Origin of the sequence: Sphingomonas cynarae (assembly GCF_039537815.1) — a bacterium.
GTDB lineage: Bacteria > Pseudomonadota > Alphaproteobacteria > Sphingomonadales > Sphingomonadaceae > Sphingomonas > Sphingomonas cynarae.
Map to the genome: position 1 here is coordinate 384,268 of NZ_BAABBF010000004.1, position 14,463 is coordinate 398,730.

General features: G+C 65.7%; 15 protein-coding genes and 1 other RNA gene. 11 read left to right on the forward strand and 5 right to left on the reverse strand.

Translation table 11 applies throughout. From position 1 onward, the window contains the following. Positions 1-46: 46 nt before the first annotated feature. Positions 47-319 (forward strand): hypothetical protein, encoded by a 273-nt coding sequence (locus tag ABD719_RS11010; protein ID WP_344693411.1) that lies wholly within the window; start codon positions 47-49, stop codon positions 317-319. 19 nt (positions 320-338) lie between these two features. On the opposite strand, the gene mtgA is transcribed toward ABD719_RS11010, so the two are convergent. Genes mtgA through ABD719_RS11030 form a run of 4 tightly spaced genes read right to left on the reverse strand, consistent with a single transcriptional unit; the run spans position 339 to position 4,182 of the window. Beyond that, positions 339-1,013, reverse strand: coding sequence for a monofunctional biosynthetic peptidoglycan transglycosylase (mtgA, locus tag ABD719_RS11015; RefSeq protein ID WP_344693412.1), 675 nt, complete (start codon positions 1,011-1,013; stop codon positions 339-341). 10 nt (positions 1,014-1,023) lie between these two features. Continuing rightward, complete coding sequence (locus tag ABD719_RS11020; RefSeq protein ID WP_344693413.1) at positions 1,024-2,259, reverse strand: flavin monoamine oxidase family protein; 1,236 nt, start codon at positions 2,257-2,259, stop codon at positions 1,024-1,026. A 16-nt stretch (positions 2,260-2,275) separates the two neighbouring features. Continuing rightward, complete coding sequence (gene rpoH, locus ABD719_RS11025; RefSeq protein WP_192124437.1) at positions 2,276-3,181, reverse strand: RNA polymerase sigma factor RpoH; 906 nt, start codon at positions 3,179-3,181, stop codon at positions 2,276-2,278. 53 nt (positions 3,182-3,234) lie between these two features. Continuing rightward, entirely contained in the window at positions 3,235-4,182 is a 948-nt protein-coding gene (locus ABD719_RS11030; protein ID WP_344693414.1) for an RluA family pseudouridine synthase, read from the reverse strand. Positions 4,183-4,200: 18 nt separating this feature from the next. Here ABD719_RS11030 and ABD719_RS11035 point away from each other — a divergent pair, with 18 nt between their 5' ends. From ABD719_RS11035 to ABD719_RS11080, 10 genes are all read left to right on the forward strand, one after another. Next, on the forward strand, positions 4,201-4,611 hold the full coding sequence (locus ABD719_RS11035; protein WP_344693462.1) for a M67 family metallopeptidase: 411 nt from the start codon (positions 4,201-4,203) through the stop codon (positions 4,609-4,611). A gap of 64 nt (positions 4,612-4,675) precedes the next feature. After that, positions 4,676-5,326 carry a histidine phosphotransferase family protein gene (locus ABD719_RS11040; RefSeq protein ID WP_344693415.1) on the forward strand — a complete coding sequence of 217 codons (651 nt, stop codon included), beginning with the start codon at positions 4,676-4,678 and terminating at the stop codon, positions 5,324-5,326. A 78-nt stretch (positions 5,327-5,404) separates the two neighbouring features. Next, on the forward strand, positions 5,405-7,723 hold the full coding sequence (locus tag ABD719_RS11045; protein WP_344693416.1) for a chemotaxis protein CheA: 2,319 nt from the start codon (positions 5,405-5,407) through the stop codon (positions 7,721-7,723). Then, the gene (locus ABD719_RS11050) at positions 7,720-8,163 is read left to right on the forward strand and encodes a chemotaxis protein CheW (RefSeq protein ID WP_344693417.1); all 444 of its coding nucleotides are present in this window, start codon (positions 7,720-7,722) and stop codon (positions 8,161-8,163) included. The genes ABD719_RS11045 and ABD719_RS11050 overlap by 4 nt, the downstream gene beginning before the upstream one ends. Positions 8,164-8,238: 75 nt before the next feature. After that, complete coding sequence (locus ABD719_RS11055; RefSeq protein WP_192124426.1) at positions 8,239-8,604, forward strand: response regulator; 366 nt, start codon at positions 8,239-8,241, stop codon at positions 8,602-8,604. A 25-nt stretch (positions 8,605-8,629) separates the two neighbouring features. After that, entirely contained in the window at positions 8,630-9,730 is a 1,101-nt protein-coding gene (locus ABD719_RS11060; protein ID WP_344693418.1) for a chemotaxis protein CheB, read from the forward strand. After that, on the forward strand, positions 9,727-10,581 hold the full coding sequence (locus ABD719_RS11065; RefSeq protein ID WP_344693419.1) for a CheR family methyltransferase: 855 nt from the start codon (positions 9,727-9,729) through the stop codon (positions 10,579-10,581). The genes ABD719_RS11060 and ABD719_RS11065 overlap by 4 nt, the downstream gene beginning before the upstream one ends. 63 nt (positions 10,582-10,644) lie before the next feature. Further along, positions 10,645-11,334, forward strand: a complete 690-nt coding sequence (locus ABD719_RS11070; protein ID WP_344693420.1) for an N-acetylmuramoyl-L-alanine amidase — start codon at positions 10,645-10,647, stop codon at positions 11,332-11,334. A 41-nt stretch (positions 11,335-11,375) separates the two neighbouring features. Next, an RNA gene (gene rnpB / locus ABD719_RS11075) (RNase P RNA component class A) lies at positions 11,376-11,753 on the forward strand. A 60-nt stretch (positions 11,754-11,813) separates the two neighbouring features. Continuing rightward, the gene (locus ABD719_RS11080) at positions 11,814-13,787 is read left to right on the forward strand and encodes an energy transducer TonB (RefSeq protein ID WP_344693421.1); all 1,974 of its coding nucleotides are present in this window, start codon (positions 11,814-11,816) and stop codon (positions 13,785-13,787) included. Positions 13,788-13,825: 38 nt separating this feature from the next. Here ABD719_RS11080 and ABD719_RS11085 read toward each other — a convergent pair whose 3' ends face one another. Then, the gene (locus ABD719_RS11085) at positions 13,826-14,437 is read right to left on the reverse strand and encodes a superoxide dismutase (RefSeq protein ID WP_344693422.1); all 612 of its coding nucleotides are present in this window, start codon (positions 14,435-14,437) and stop codon (positions 13,826-13,828) included. Positions 14,438-14,463 lie beyond the last annotated feature (26 nt).

Here is a 14,463-nt window from a genome sequence, read left to right on the forward strand (position 1 = left end):
GACGACGGGTTGAGAAATATTGGCGGCAGTGTTACCTTGCGGCCACATGATGAAAGGCCGTCCCGAACCGTCGCAGTCGTTCCAGCGCATCAAGGTCGGCCTGATCGGCCTGATTGCGGTGGTCGTGCTGATCGCCACGGCCAGCACGATCATTGCCAGCGCGACGCATGAGCGCGCGATCGGTGGATCGGCCCAAGCCAATCTCGTCGCGGAGATCGCCGCTTCCAACGATATGTTGCCGGAAACCGGAGAACCGCTGGCCGAGATGGGCGTGGCGCCGAGCAGTGCCAATGTGCAGGACGCCGCTCCGCCGCGGTGAGCGGGTTCACCTTACCCGATCACGACACGCATTTGTCCAGTCCTGCACGTCGGACCACACCGATATGACGGTTGATGGTATTGCCATGACGCCTGATCGACCCGCGGGGATCGATTGCTGCCCTTTTTTTTGGCAGGGGCAAGACTGCAGCGATCCGTGCCGCCTCGGTCGGCGACAGGTGCGTGGCGTCATGATGGAAGTAGCGGATCGCGGCGGCTTCGACGCCATATGTGCCGATCCCGGTCTCGGCGATATTGAGATACACCTCCATGATACGGCGCTTGCCCCAGAGCGCTTCGATCAGGACGGTGAAATAGGCCTCTGCGCCCTTGCGGAGATAGCCGCCGCCCTGGAAAAGGAATGCGTTCTTGGCAGTCTGCTGGCTGATCGTGGAGCCGCCGCGGATGCGGCGTCCCTGTGCGTTGCGCAGCGCCGCCGCCGAGATGGCACGGAAGTCGAAGCCGTTGTGGGAACAGAAGCGAGCATCCTCACCGGCGATCGCCGCACGCGCCATATCCGGATTGATCCGGGACAATGGCGTCCAATCCTTGGTTACGCCGCGCCCGGCGATCACGTCGCCCATCATCGTGAAGGTGAAGGGTGGCGGCATGAAACGATAGAGGCCGACCCAAAGGATGGTTACCCCAACGAAGATCAAGGCGGCCTTTGCCAGCCAACGCAACATGAAGATCATGTTGGCGGTCCTATCGGTCGTCGCGGGAAAGGGCCAGAACCCGGTCGGCCGCCGCGATGCCGGTGGCATGGGCGCCATGGGCGGTCGAGAAGTCGTGCGGCGAGCAGGCTTCACCCGCAAAGAACAACCGGTCGTCAACCGGTTGGGCCAATGCCATCCGTTGATCGGCTGAACCGATACGGGCATGGCTGTAGCTGCCGCCGATCCATGTTTCCCGGCGCCAGCGCGTGACGGCCACCGGCGTGAAGCGCGACCGCCAGTCACTGCCCAATAGCGCGACCAGTTCATCAATCGCGAAGGCGGCGGCGTCGCCCTCCTCCATCTGCTCCGCGCAAGGGCCACCAAAAAAGCTTTCGATGATCGGTCGACCGAACGGTGACAGCCGATGACTGGCCGTGCAGGCGGAGCGGGGATTGCCGATCAGGTGCGTGTCGGCAGGCCATATCGGGGTATCGACATGCAGGAACACCTTGTCCGCCAGACCCAGCGGCAGCGCGGCGGCGGCATCCCGCTTGGCGGGCAGTGGCGGATCGAAGACGATCCCCCCATTGGCGATGACGGTCGTGGGCAGGCAGACGATCGCCCTATGAGCCTCGATCGTCCCGACTGGCGTGTCGAGCCGCAGTACGACCCCGTGGTGATCGATGCGGGTGACCGGAGTGCCGAGGCGCACCGACAAGGGGTGGGCATGGTCACGGATCAGCGTGCCATAACCGTCCGGTAGAGCCCAATTGTCATCACCGGCTGCATCTTCATAGGCCACCCAGTCATGTAGCGAGACTTCCGTCAACGCTGCGCCGTTGGCAAAACCGGAGATGGCCTCGATCATAGGGCGGGCGGGATCAGCAGTGTCGATGAAGTCTGACAACGGCCGATCGGGACCGCCCAGCGCGGTATGGGCGGCCGCCTCCCACTGTTGGCGCGCCGTCGCGAACGCCTGTTGGTCGGACGGGGGAAAGCCGAGGTTGCGCCATTGCACATCCCAGTTCGGCGATCCCCGCTCTATCGGGAAGCCACGCACCTCCGCAACCGTCGTCCAGGGATTGCGACGAGCGGAATGAAGCCAGCCACAGCCAAAGTCGACGGTCACGTTGCCACCGCCGGGTAGAGCCAAGCTCCGGCTGTAAGCGCGCCCACCGAGCCGGTCAGACGCCTCAACCAGCAGCACATCGGCGTCGGCATCGTGAAGGTGGCGGGCGGCGGCAATGCCTGCCGCGCCGCCGCCGATCACGACGATATCCGGCATGGTCGTCTTGGCCGGATCAGGCCGCGGTCAGGAGCCGCTTTTCCCCGGCCAGCCGCATCATGCCCTTTTGCAGCTTCTCGAACGCCCGTACCTCGATCTGGCGCACACGCTCGCGGCTGACGCCATAGACCTGACTGAGTTCTTCCAGCGTCTTGGGGTCGTCGGTCAGCCGGCGTTCGGTCAGGATGTGCTTTTCGCGATCGTTCAGATCATCCATCGCAGAAACAAGCATGTCGTGACGAACGTCCGCTTCCTGTTGATCGGCAACAATCTTGTCCTGAAGCGGCGCATCGTCCTGAAGCCAGTCCTGCCACTGACCTTCACCATCTTCACGCATCGGTACGTTCAGAGACGTATCGCCACCCATCGCCATGCGGCGGTTCATGGAGACAACGTCATGTTCCGCAACGCCAAGATCGGTCGCGATCTTGGTGACGTCCTCGGGACGCAGATCGCCGTCCTCGAACGCGTCGAGCTTGGACTTCATGCGACGCAGATTGAAGAACAGCTTTTTCTGCGCGGCGGTGGTGCCCATTTTCACGAGGCTCCACGACCGCAGGATATATTCCTGGATCGACGCGCGAATCCACCACATCGCATAGGTGGCGAGGCGGAAACCGCGATCGGGCTCGAACTTCTTCACGCCCTGCATCAGGCCGATATTGCCTTCCGAAATCAGTTCGGAGGTAGGCAGACCATAGCCGCGATAACCCATCGCGATCTTTGCGACGAGCCGAAGGTGACTGGTCACGAGCTGGGCTGCCGCATCGGTATCGCCATGCTCCTGGAACCGCTTGGCGAGCATATATTCCTGCTCGGGCTGGAGCAGGGGAAACTTGCGGATTTCGGACAGATAGCGGTTGAGGCTCTGTTCGCCGCCGAGTGCAGGTATCGTCGCCGGGACGTTGCTGCCTTTTGCCATGATGATCCCTTTCCTCGGACGCGCGTGCCGCGATGCGGCGAAGTCGCTAAAAGTTATACGTGAAGGCGGCTGAACAGTTCCTGCATATCCGGCGGCATGTCGCTGTCGAAGGCCATTACGTCACCTTTTATGGGATGGATGAACCCCAGTCGGGCGGCATGCAACGCCTGTCGCCGGAAACCGATCGTTTCCAGCACCTGACGCGGAAATCCTTTTGCCCGGCCATAGACGGGATCACCGAGCAATGAATGGCCGAGTGACGCCATGTGAACGCGGACCTGATGGGTGCGTCCTGTTTCCAGCCGGCATTCCACCAGGGCCGCATCACGCAGAGTCTGAAGAGTGCGATAATGGGTGACCGCGCGCTTCCCGCCGGGCACGATCGCGATCTTTTTGCGGTTCTGGGCGCTGCGGGCAAGCGGGGCGTCGACCGATCCTTCGGCCGGGCGGGGGATGCCGCCGGTGATCGCGCGGTAGCGGCGCTCGATGCTATGGTCGGCGAACTGTTTGGCTAAACCTTCGTGCGCGCGATCGGTCTTGGCGGCGATCATCAGCCCGGATGTGTCCTTGTCGATCCGGTGGACGATTCCCGGCCGTGCGACCCCGCCGATCCCCGACAGCGAGCCCCGGCAATGGTGGAGCAACGCGTTGACGAGCGTCCCGTCAAGATTGCCGGCAGCGGGATGGACGACGAGCCCGGCGGGCTTGTCGATCACGATCAGATGTTCATCCTCATAAGCGACGACCAGCGGGATATCCTGCGCTTCGTTATGCGGCAGGGTGGGGATCGGCACCGCGACGGAGAATATGCTGCCCGCGGTCGCGCGCCGCGCCGGATCACGGGCCAGCGCACCGGCATGCGATACCGCCCCGGCGGCGATCAACACCTTCAACCGTTCGCGCGACAGCGTCGGTACCGCTTCGGCGAGCGCACGGTCCAGCCGCCACCCGTCCGCAGCCGGCGCGATCGTCGCTTCGATAGTGGCAACCCCCCGGTCCATGGACTACGCCAGATGGCGATGAGGGTGAAAATTTCAAGCGCGGTGATCGACCGGATCGTCGCGATCGCCGCCGCGTCACCGGAGGCGGAGGTGTGCGGGCTGCTGTTCGGCAGTGCCGACCGGATCGACGCAGTCGAACCCTGCACCAACGTGGCCTCCGATCCGGCGCGGCGATTCGAGATCGATCCGGCGGCATTGCTGGCGGCGCACCGGCGGGCACGGGACGGGGCGATGATGCCGGTCGGCTGCTATCACTCTCACCCCGGCGGCGTCGCCGCGCCATCGCCACGCGATGCAGCCGATGCCGCGCCGGACGGTGGCATCTGGCTGATCGTGGCAGGCGGCAAAGTGACGGCATGGCGGGCGATGATGGACGGACCGGTGCATGGCCGGTTCGCCGCCCTATCGATCGATCCGTTATCCGGCTGACCGACATGGACTTGCGGGGAAAAGCGAAAGCCCGCACAGGACATACGTTTTTCAGGGGATCAGCATGACCATCAGTCCGGTCGATTTCGCCAGCCTGCTTTGTTCGCGACTCTGCCACGACCTGTTGTCCCCGGTGGGCGCGCTCAACAACGGGCTGGAGTTGCTGGCGGACGAAACCGATCCCGCGATGCGGCAACGGTGCATGGAATTATTGTCCGACAGTGCCCGCACCTCGGCCAACAAGCTGAAGTTCTTCCGCCTCGCCTTCGGGGCGGCCGGCGGGTTCGGCGAGACGGTCGATCCGCGGGAAGCGCGTGCCGCGATCGAGGGGCTTCTGTCCGACGCCAAGCGCACCAAGCTGGGCTGGCTGGTCGAAGCCGATGCACTGCCCAAGGCAGCGGTGAAGGCGATGCTGAACCTGACCCTGATCGCCAACGAGGCGCTGGTCCGTGGCGGCACACTCGACATCGGTGCCGAGGAGGAAGACGGGCGGCTGGAGATCGTGGTCCGCATCGCGGGTCCGCGCATCATCCTTGATCCTGAGCTACGCCGGATGCTGACCGAGGGAACGGCAGCGGACGGCGTCACGTCGCGATTGGCGGCGGCGTTCATGGTTCATACGCTGGTCGCCGAGGGTGACGGGCAGGTGATGGTGTCCGACCAAGGCGAAGGCGTGATGATCTTCGGTGCGACAATGGCGGTGCTTGCCGGGTAATCTCTGGCGGAATTACCGGCGGGTAAAGGGGGTCTTAACCCCTGTCGTCCATGACCGTCGGCGAACGCCCGGAGGCTCATGGACGACCTGCTACAGGAATTCATCGCGGAAACCCGAGAAACGCTGGACGCGTTGTCGGGGGAGATCGTGCTGTGGGAGGCCAACCCTACCGATCGCGCCCGGCTGGATGCGATCTTCCGCTTCGTTCACACGGTGAAGGGTAGCTGCGGTTTCCTTGATCTGCCGAGGCTCGGTCGCCTGGCCCATGCCGCCGAGGACGTGCTGGCGGCGGTGCGCGAGGGTACGCGCGCGCCAGATACCGCGCTGGTCAATGCGGTACTCGCGATCGTCGACCGGATCGGCGAACTGACCGAGGCGATCGCTGCCGGATTGCCGCTCGACGATACTACCGAGGATCTGCTGATCGCCGCCCTGGCGGAGGATGCCTTGCCCGCCGCACCGGCATCGGCCGGGCCGCAGACGCGTATCGCCAGCCGCAGCGTACGACTGGCGGTCGATCTGCTCGACCGGATGATGGCCGGCATGTCCGATATGGTGCTGGCGCGCAACGAACTGGCCCGTCGCCTGCGCGACCAGCCGATCGATCCCCGTGTCGAAGGTGCGTTGGAACGCCTGTCGCTGACCGTGGGCGAAATGCGCGATACGATCAGTCGTACCCGGATGCAGCGGATCGAGGCGCTTTTTTCGGCGATGCCCCGGATGGTGCGCGATACCGCGACACCACTCGGCAAGCTGGTGACGCTGGAGGTGGAGGGCGCCGACGTCGAACTCGATCGCGAAATGATCGAACTGCTGCGCGATCCACTGGTCCACATCATCCGCAACGCCGTGGATCACGGGATCGAGCCGCCGGCGCTGCGCCATGCGCTGGGCAAGCGCGAGGCGGGACGGCTGCTGGTATCGGCTCGGCAGACCGGCAACCAGATCGTGCTGGAGGTGAGTGACGACGGGCGCGGCATCGATGTCGATCGGCTGGTCGTCAAGGCGGCAGCGGTAGGGCTGCACAGCGAGGTCAAGCTCGCGGCGATGACCGAGCGGCAGCGACTGGAGCTGATCTTTGCGCCCGGTCTGTCGAGTCGGGATACGGCGACCGCCATATCGGGGCGTGGCGTCGGCATGGACGTGGTGCGGGCCAATATCGAGCAGATCGGTGGCCGTATCGCGCTGCGCAACCGGCCGGGTGCCGGGCTGACGATCGAACTGCAGGTGCCGCTGACGCTGTCGATCATCCCGGCAATCGTGGTGGGCGTAGGCGGACAGCGCTTTGCGCTGCCGCGCCAGTCGATCGAGGAGATCGTGGCGATCCGCGGCGATGCGGTGAGGGTCGACGATCTGGGCGATGCGCGGGTGGCGACGGTGCGGGGGCGGCGGCTTCCGCTGGTCGATCTGGCCGCACTGCTGGGGATCGATGGCGGGCGTACGCAGGCCTTGGCGATCGTCGGCACGCGTGACGGCAATTTCGCCCTCGGGATCGGCGCGGTGCTGGATTCGGAGGAGCTGGTGGTGAAGCCGGTCTGCCCGGCGGTGATGGGCACTGGCATCTATGCAGGACAGACGCTGCCCGACAGCGGATTGCCGATGCTGCTGCTCGACGGCGCGGGCGTCGCGGCGGCGGCGGGGCTACGCTTCACGCCGAAGGCGATCGTCGACGAGAACGAGGCGGGGGCGCAGGAGCGCGGAATCGATGCCTTGTTGTTCGATGATCTCGACGGGCAACGGCGTGCGCTGCCGCTGGCAGCGGTGGACCGGGTCGAAACGGTATCCGCCTCCGCGATCCAGCGGACGGGCGGGCGCCTGCATTTGTCGATCGAGGGCGGCGTCGTGCCGCTGGTGACAATGGCGGACCCCCCGACGACCGGGCAGGTGACGCTGCTGCGGCTGACCGACGGTGTGACCGAAATCGGTTATCCGATCCGGGATGCGCACGAGATCGTGACGTTGCCGGTGGCAATGGCGCCGGTACGCGATCGACCCGGCATCGCCGGGGTCGCAGTGGTGAACGGCGAGCAGGTGGAAGTGGTGGATGGCCATGCCCTGTTCGCGGGCGAACTCGCGCCGCCGGTCATCCGCCCGCTCTGCCTTTTGCATCATGACGGCACCGGCTGGATGGAAACGTTCCTGCGACCCGTGCTGGAGGCGTCGGGATATCGCTGCGCCTCCACGCTGGCACCGGGCGAGTCCGCAGCGGTGACGCTGGCGATGGATGACGATCCGCCTGCCGCATCGGCAAAGGGCGATCCGGTCGTGCTGCTGCGCAGCCGTCCGGCGATGCCGGGCGAGGCAGGCATCTATCGCTACGACCGGGCGGCGCTGATCGCGGCGGTTGCGGCGGAAATGCAGTCCCATGACGACATGCGGCGGGAGATGGCACGATGAGCGAGTTGTTCCTGATCGCCCATCTGGCCGGCCGCTGGGTCGCGGTAGCGGCATCGCAGGTCGATTCGGCGGTTGATATCGGCGAGGTGGTGGCGGTGCCCTGCGCGCCGCCCGCGGTCCGCGGGCTGGCGGCGCTGCGCAGCCGGGTGGTGACCGTCATCGATACCCAGGTCGCGCTGGGGCGGGAGCCGGCACGGGCAGCGCGGCGCGCGATCATCGCCGCGATCGACGGCCATCATTACGCATTCCTGGTCGACGCGTTCGAGGACGTGTTTCCGTTCGAGCGGACATCGCTATCGTCCGGTCTGGCCCTGGATGGGCGCTGGGCAACCGCGGCGAACGGCGTGGTCGAACGAGACGGCGAGCCGTTGCTCGTCCTCGACCTGACCGCCCTTGTCCCCGCCGGTACCGTAATCGACGATCAGGCGATCGCCGCCTGAAAACGACCCGGCGGTTAAGACGCTAATCATTTTTACCTGCCACTATCATGCTGTCAGGTGACGGAAGGCTGTTTCATGAAGACTTGTCTGGTGGTCGACGATTCAAAGGTGATCCGCAAGGTCGCGCGACACATTCTGGAGACGCTCGATTTTCAGGTGACCGAGGCATGCGACGGGCGCGAGGCGATGGATGCGTGTCTTGTCTCCGCGCCGGATGTGATCCTGCTCGACTGGAACATGCCGGTGATGAGCGGGATGGATTTTCTGCGTGCTCTACGCGAATCCGACGTACCGACCCGGCCCAAGGTGGTGTTCTGCACGACCGAGAACGGCATGGCCTATATCCGCGCCGCGATCGAGGCGGGGGCCGACGAATATGTGATGAAGCCGTTCGACCGCGACACGCTGGAGAGCAAGCTCCAGATTGTCGGCATGGCGTGAATCCCGACCGGCGGGGCTGAAATAGATGGCCATCGCCATCCGACCGCCGGGCCTGTCGCCGGCCGACCCGATCCGGGTCCTGATCGTCGACGACTCGGTCGTGTCGCGCGCGGTTATCACGCGGCTGGTCGAGGCCGGAGACCGGATGGGGGTGGCCGGGGCGGTGGCGACGGTCGCCGCCGCGCTCGCGTTCCTGGCTGGCGAGACGGTGGACGTCATCCTGCTGGATGTCGCGCTGCCGGGGGTCGATGGACTGACTGCGCTTCCCGACCTGCTCAATGCGGGTCAGGGTGCCCGGATCGTCGTCGTGTCGTCATCCGCGGGCGATGGTGCGGCAACGACGGTTCAGGCGCTGGCGCTGGGGGCCGCGGACACACTGGAAAAACCGGGGACGAGCGGCCTGTCCGCCGAGTTCGGTCGGCAACTCGTCGAACGGATCGGCCGTTTGTTCGATCGCCCGCCACTGCCACGGCGCCCGGCGGTTTCCCCGAAAGTTGCGCCACCCTGCGGCTCGAACCCGGTAACGATGACATTCGCACGCACCGCGACCGATTTCGATATCGTCGCTATCGGGGCGTCGACCGGCGGCATTCACGCATTGAGCAAGTTGCTGCGCGCGGTACCGCCCGGATTCAGTTCGCCGATCATGGTGACACAGCATCTGCCGGTATCGTTCATGACCTATTTTGCGGCTCAATTGGCGCTGATGGCCGGGCGGCCATGCGACGTGGCGGTGGACCGGCTGCGGGTGCGCCCGGGACGGGTGATCGTGGCGCCCGGCGACAGTCACTTGCGCTGCGTGTCGTTGCCCGAGGGCGGGGCGGCGGTACGGTTGACCGCTGAGCCGGTGGCGAGCGGTTGCCTGCCCTCGGTAGATCCGATGTTCGCTTCGCTGGCAGAGGTCTACGGCGCAAGGCTGCTCGCGGTCGTGCTGAGCGGCATGGGCCGGGACGGGGCTGAAGGCATACAGCGCGTCAAGGCCAGGGGGGGGTGTGTGATCGTGCAGGACCAGGCAAGTTCGGTGGTATGGGGCATGCCCGGTGTAGTCGCCGCGCAGGGCCATGCCGATGCGATCCTGCCGCCCGAGGCGATCGGCCGGCTGATCGCGACGGGACGTCGCCCATGACCGCTTCCTTTTCCCAGGCGATGCCGGGATCGACCGTGGCGATGACGGTGCTGTCCGCATTGCTGGAGGCGCGGACCGGCCAGCAACTGGCCAGCTATCGGTCATGGCGACTGGACACCGCGCTGAAACCGCTGTTGCGCGAACGCGGGCTGGAGACGCTCGATCAACTGGTGCTGCAGTTGTTGGACGGGCAGGACCGAACGGTGGCCGATCGCATCGTCGACGCTTTGGTAAACTGCGAAACCTCGTTCTACCGCGATCAGCCCGTCTTCGAGATGCTGACCGAGGCGGTCGCGGTGCACGAAGAAAAGGGGCGGCGGGTACGGATATGGAGCGCGGGCTGCGCGACGGGGCAGGAGCCGCTGTCGCTGGCGATGCACTACGCCGAACGGCAGGCCGAAAAGCGCATGGCGATCCCTGAGATCGTTGCAACCGATGTGTCGGACAGCGCGCTCGGCCGGGCGCGGTCGGGACGTTATACCCAGTTCGAGATCCAGCGCGGATTACCGATCCGGCGGATGATGCGCTGGTTCGATGGCGATGGGGGCGACTGGGTCGCCAAGGCCGAACTGACACGGCTGATCCAGTTCCGACGGATGAACCTGGTCACCGATCGCCCGCCACCGGGAAAATTCGACGTGGTGCTGTGCCGGAACGTCCTGATCTATCTGTCGGGGCCTACCAAGCTGGCGGTGTTCGCGATGCTGGCGGAGGCGCTGGGGCCGGGTGGTACCTTGGTGCTGGGCGCGGGGGAGACGGTGATCGGGCAGACCGGCCTGTTCGAACCCAGCCGTCGATTCCGTGGTTTCTACGACCGGGTGGGGCCGGCATCCGTTCGCGACGCTGCCTGAACGCTTGCGGGGCACGCCGTCTTCGGCCAACCAGAACCCGCCTCAGCGGGAGAACGGCCGGTTATGACGATCATCGACACCCCGTCGCCCAACTGGGACGAACGGTCGCTGCCCGTGTCGATGCTGGTACTGCATTATACCGGGATGCAGGACGCCGAGAGCGCTATTGCCCGGCTGCGTGATCCTGCCGCCAAGGTATCGTGCCATTATCTCGTCGCGGAAGACGGGACGATCCTGCGGATGGTGGATGAGGACAAGCGCGCCTGGCACGCCGGCCGCTCACACTGGCGTGCGATCGAAGACGTCAATTCGGCCAGTATCGGTATCGAGATTGTCAATCCCGGTCACGACTGGGGTTATCGCCCGTTTCCGGCCGAACAGATCGAGGCGCTGATCCCGCTGGTCGCCGATATCAAGGAACGCCACGGCATCACCCGCGGCGACGTCGTCGGCCATTCGGACATCGCGCCCGCCCGCAAGCGCGATCCGGGCGAACTGTTTCCGTGGCACAGCCTGGCCCGCCTGCGGCTTGCGCTGCCACGTCCGACCCGCAACCTCATGGACCCGCAATGGACGCAGGCAGGATTCTGCCTGGCGCTGGAACGGTTCGGATATGATGTCGCGGATCGGATGGCGGCGATCATGGCATTCCAGCGGCGGTTCCGTCCCGAATTGATCGATGGTGAGATCGATGCCGAATGCCGCATGATCCTGCTCGCGCTGCTGTTGCCGCGTCCACAAGGCGACGATTGATGGTTGGCGGGGGCTGCCATCGCGGCTAGGGACGCGCGACGCCAGAGGATCGGGCGACCGCGGGCAGCCTTGGCTGCGCGAGGAAAGTCCGGGCTCCACGAAACGACGGTGCCGGGTAACGCCCGGCGGGGGTGACCCCAGGGACAGTGCCACAGAGAGCAGACGGCGACCGCTTCGGCGACGCCACGGTGAAAGGGTGCGGCAAGAGCGCACCGCGCGACCGGTAACGGAAGCGGCATGGTAAACCCCACCGGGAGCAAGACCGAATAGGGGCGGCATGGAACCTTCGCGGTTCCGGGGTGCGTTTCCACCCGCTGCCCGGGTTGGTTGCTGGAGGCGGCGCGCAAGCGTCGTCGTAGAGGAATGGTCGCCCATCCCCTTGGGGAGGACAGAACCCGGCTTACAGATCCTCTGGCGTTTCCGTTTTCCATGGGATGCGCCGCCGTGCATACAGCCTGCCGACGCGGGGGAGACGCACGATGCGGATGACGGCAGGGGCAGTGGCAGCGATCATGCTGGCCGGTACGGCGGGGGCGCAGCAGGCGCCGGTCACGACCATGGGCGCCACCCCGACGGCGCAGCAACTGTTCGACGCCGCCGTCGCGCTGGACGCCACGCCCGATGCGGCCGCCGCCGCCCGGGCATGGGGGGCGCTGGAACAGCGGAGCAAGCCGGGATCGCGCAGCCGGGCGATCGCGCAGGTTCGCCGCGGTGCGTCGCTGCTGAAGGCGGGGGACAGGTCGGGCGCGGGCGAGGCGATTCGGGCCGGGCTTGCCGGCTTGCCCAAGACCGATGCGACACTGGCCGACGACCGGCTGCTGGCCAATCTTCGGCTAGGCGCGTTGGCGATCGATGCGCTGGATTATGCCGGTGCAGCGGATTTCTATATCGCGGCGGAACAGGATGCGGGCGACCCCGGTGCAAAGCTGGGCGCGCTGCTGGGCCAGGTGCAGGCACTGACCTTCGTCGACCCTGCTCGGGCGAAAGCGGCTCTTGTCCGGATCGACGCGATTGCTGCCGGCACCAAGCTGGACGGCAAGGTGACGGCGACGATTGCCCAGCGCCAGGCCGAACTGCTGCTCAACACCGGTGATTTCGCCAGTGCCAAGGCGGCGGCATTACGCGCGGTGGCGGCATCGGGCGGGCTGACCAGTCGCACCAGCCTGGCGGATGTCGCGGTTCGCTCCGATGCCGCGATCGCGATGCTGCTCGCGGGGCAACCCGATCAAGCGCGTGAATACATGGCGATGACGGGGGCCGGCCGTCTGCCCAAAGGCGAATTCGATCCCGCCGCCGAGATGCGCGCGCCGGACTGTGGCGGCGAGGCTGGACTGAAGCCGGCCGATGTCGCGGTGGTCGAGTTCAGCATCGCCGACGACGGTACCGTGCGCAATGTCGCGCCGATCTACGCGGCCGGCGGCGGACAGGTTGCGCTCGAATTCGCGCGGACGGTGCGGGAATGGTGGTGGCCGGCGGATCGGGTGGCGGCGATCCCCGCCTTCTTCCGCTATGGCGCGCGGGTGGAGATGCGGTGCTCCACCGCTTTTCAGCGTCCATCGATCGAGGGCAGTGTCGATGCAGCGGTGGAAAAATGGCTAGCCGGCAAGGATATCGACCTGCCGGACGAGGTGAATGGCCCCGTCGCCCTCGCGCCACAGCGAGCGGCGTTGGCGACAGCCAGCGCGACCTCCCCCGCATCTCTGGCGACGTTGGCCGCACTGTTCCGTCTTGCGGGTAACTGGACGTTGCCGGCAGAAGAACGGCTTGCGTTGTACGATCGCGGCATGGCGATCGCGGTGGCCCATGCCGCGCCACCCGTGGTGCGGCTGGCGTTCGATCGCGCCGTGCGGGACGATGACGACGATGGCCGCAACAAGCGTCATGAGAAGCTGACTGCGCTGATAGTGTCACCGGCCTATTTCGGCGATCCGCAGGCGCGGGCGATCCTGCGGCTGATGCTGGCCGATCAGATGACGGCGCGACGATCGGGGGATCGGAACGCGATGCCGGTGTTGCGTCAGATCGTCGACGATGCCGCGCTGTCGAAGGACGATCCGCTGAAAGTAGGGGCGCTGGTCCGGATCGCGTCGCTGGAACAGCGGGCGGGACAGGTGGATGCCGCACGTACCGCATTCACGGCAACCGGGCTCGATGCCCAGCAATGCGCCCTACTTGATGCACCGCCGAAAATGGTGGCTTCACCCGGCAGTGAGGCATTTCCGCGCGAGGCGATGGCCTGGGGTTTCGAGGGATGGGCGCAGGTACAGTTCGATGTCGCCGCCGATGGGAGGACCGCCGCGCCGCGAGCCCTGCTCAGCTATCCGCCGTTCATCTTCTCACGCGCCTCGACCGACTTCATCAAGACATCACGTTTCGCCAAGACCTATCGTCCTGACGGCGAATTGGGATGTGGCGGCACGTCGCGACGGATCGTGTTCAAGATGCCGGGGTAGCTCCCCGGCATCGAGCCGGGGAACCGAAAGATGTCGGGTTACGCCGCGACCGCGTCGTACCGCTCGCCGACCTTGTCCCAGTCGACCACATTCCACCATGCTTTCAGGTAGCCCGGCCGGTCGTTCATGTACGTCAGGTAATAGGCATGTTCCCATACGTCGTTACCCAGCAGTGGCGTGCCCGGCTCCTTCGCGTCGTCCATCAGGGGATTGTCCTGATTGGGGGTCGAGGTGACCTTCAGCTTGCCGCCGGCATCGGCGATCAGCCATGCCCAGCCCGAGCCGAACTGGCCCGCACCCTTGGTGTTGAATTCTTCCTTCAGCTTGTCCAGTCCGCCGAAATCGCGCTCGATTGCCTCGGCCAGCTTGCCCGACGGCTGACCGCCACCCTGCTTCATCGTGTTCCAGAAAAAATCGTGATTCCAGTAACCGCCGCCGTTGTTGCGCACGCCGGCCGGCAGTTGCGAGATCATGCCGAGGATGTCCTCGATCGTCTTGCCGTCCAGCTTGGCGTCGGCCGCGACGAATTCGTTCAGCTTGTTGGTGTAGGCGGCGTGATGCTTGTCATGGTGGAACGTCATCGTCTCCTTCGAGATCGTTGGTTCCAGCGCATCATAGGCATAGGGCAGGGGGGGAAGTTCGAACGCCATCGGGGCAGCTCCTGATTGGACCCGTG

Excerpts from the sequence above, each read along its gene's own strand:
- ABD719_RS11035 (WP_344693462.1), top strand. The coding sequence starts at position 4,201 with ATGAGGGTGAAAATTTCAAGCGCGGTGATCGACCGGATCGTCGCGATC.
- ABD719_RS11010 (WP_344693411.1), top strand. The coding sequence starts at position 47 with ATGATGAAAGGCCGTCCCGAACCGTCGCAGTCGTTCCAGCGCATCAAG.
- ABD719_RS11055 (WP_192124426.1), top strand. The coding sequence starts at position 8,239 with ATGAAGACTTGTCTGGTGGTCGACGATTCAAAGGTGATCCGCAAGGTC.
- ABD719_RS11040 (WP_344693415.1), top strand. The coding sequence starts at position 4,676 with ATGACCATCAGTCCGGTCGATTTCGCCAGCCTGCTTTGTTCGCGACTC.
- ABD719_RS11065 (WP_344693419.1), top strand. The coding sequence starts at position 9,727 with ATGACCGCTTCCTTTTCCCAGGCGATGCCGGGATCGACCGTGGCGATG.
- ABD719_RS11085 (WP_344693422.1), bottom strand. The coding sequence starts at position 14,437 with ATGGCGTTCGAACTTCCCCCCCTGCCCTATGCCTATGATGCGCTGGAA.
- ABD719_RS11045 (WP_344693416.1), top strand. The coding sequence starts at position 5,405 with ATGGACGACCTGCTACAGGAATTCATCGCGGAAACCCGAGAAACGCTG.
- ABD719_RS11070 (WP_344693420.1), top strand. The coding sequence starts at position 10,645 with ATGACGATCATCGACACCCCGTCGCCCAACTGGGACGAACGGTCGCTG.
- mtgA (WP_344693412.1), bottom strand. The coding sequence starts at position 1,013 with ATGATCTTCATGTTGCGTTGGCTGGCAAAGGCCGCCTTGATCTTCGTT.
- ABD719_RS11020 (WP_344693413.1), bottom strand. The coding sequence starts at position 2,259 with ATGCCGGATATCGTCGTGATCGGCGGCGGCGCGGCAGGCATTGCCGCC.
- ABD719_RS11050 (WP_344693417.1), top strand. The coding sequence starts at position 7,720 with ATGAGCGAGTTGTTCCTGATCGCCCATCTGGCCGGCCGCTGGGTCGCG.
- ABD719_RS11030 (WP_344693414.1), bottom strand. The coding sequence starts at position 4,182 with ATGGACCGGGGGGTTGCCACTATCGAAGCGACGATCGCGCCGGCTGCG.
- ABD719_RS11080 (WP_344693421.1), top strand. The coding sequence starts at position 11,814 with ATGCGGATGACGGCAGGGGCAGTGGCAGCGATCATGCTGGCCGGTACG.
- rpoH (WP_192124437.1), bottom strand. The coding sequence starts at position 3,181 with ATGGCAAAAGGCAGCAACGTCCCGGCGACGATACCTGCACTCGGCGGC.
- ABD719_RS11060 (WP_344693418.1), top strand. The coding sequence starts at position 8,630 with ATGGCCATCGCCATCCGACCGCCGGGCCTGTCGCCGGCCGACCCGATC.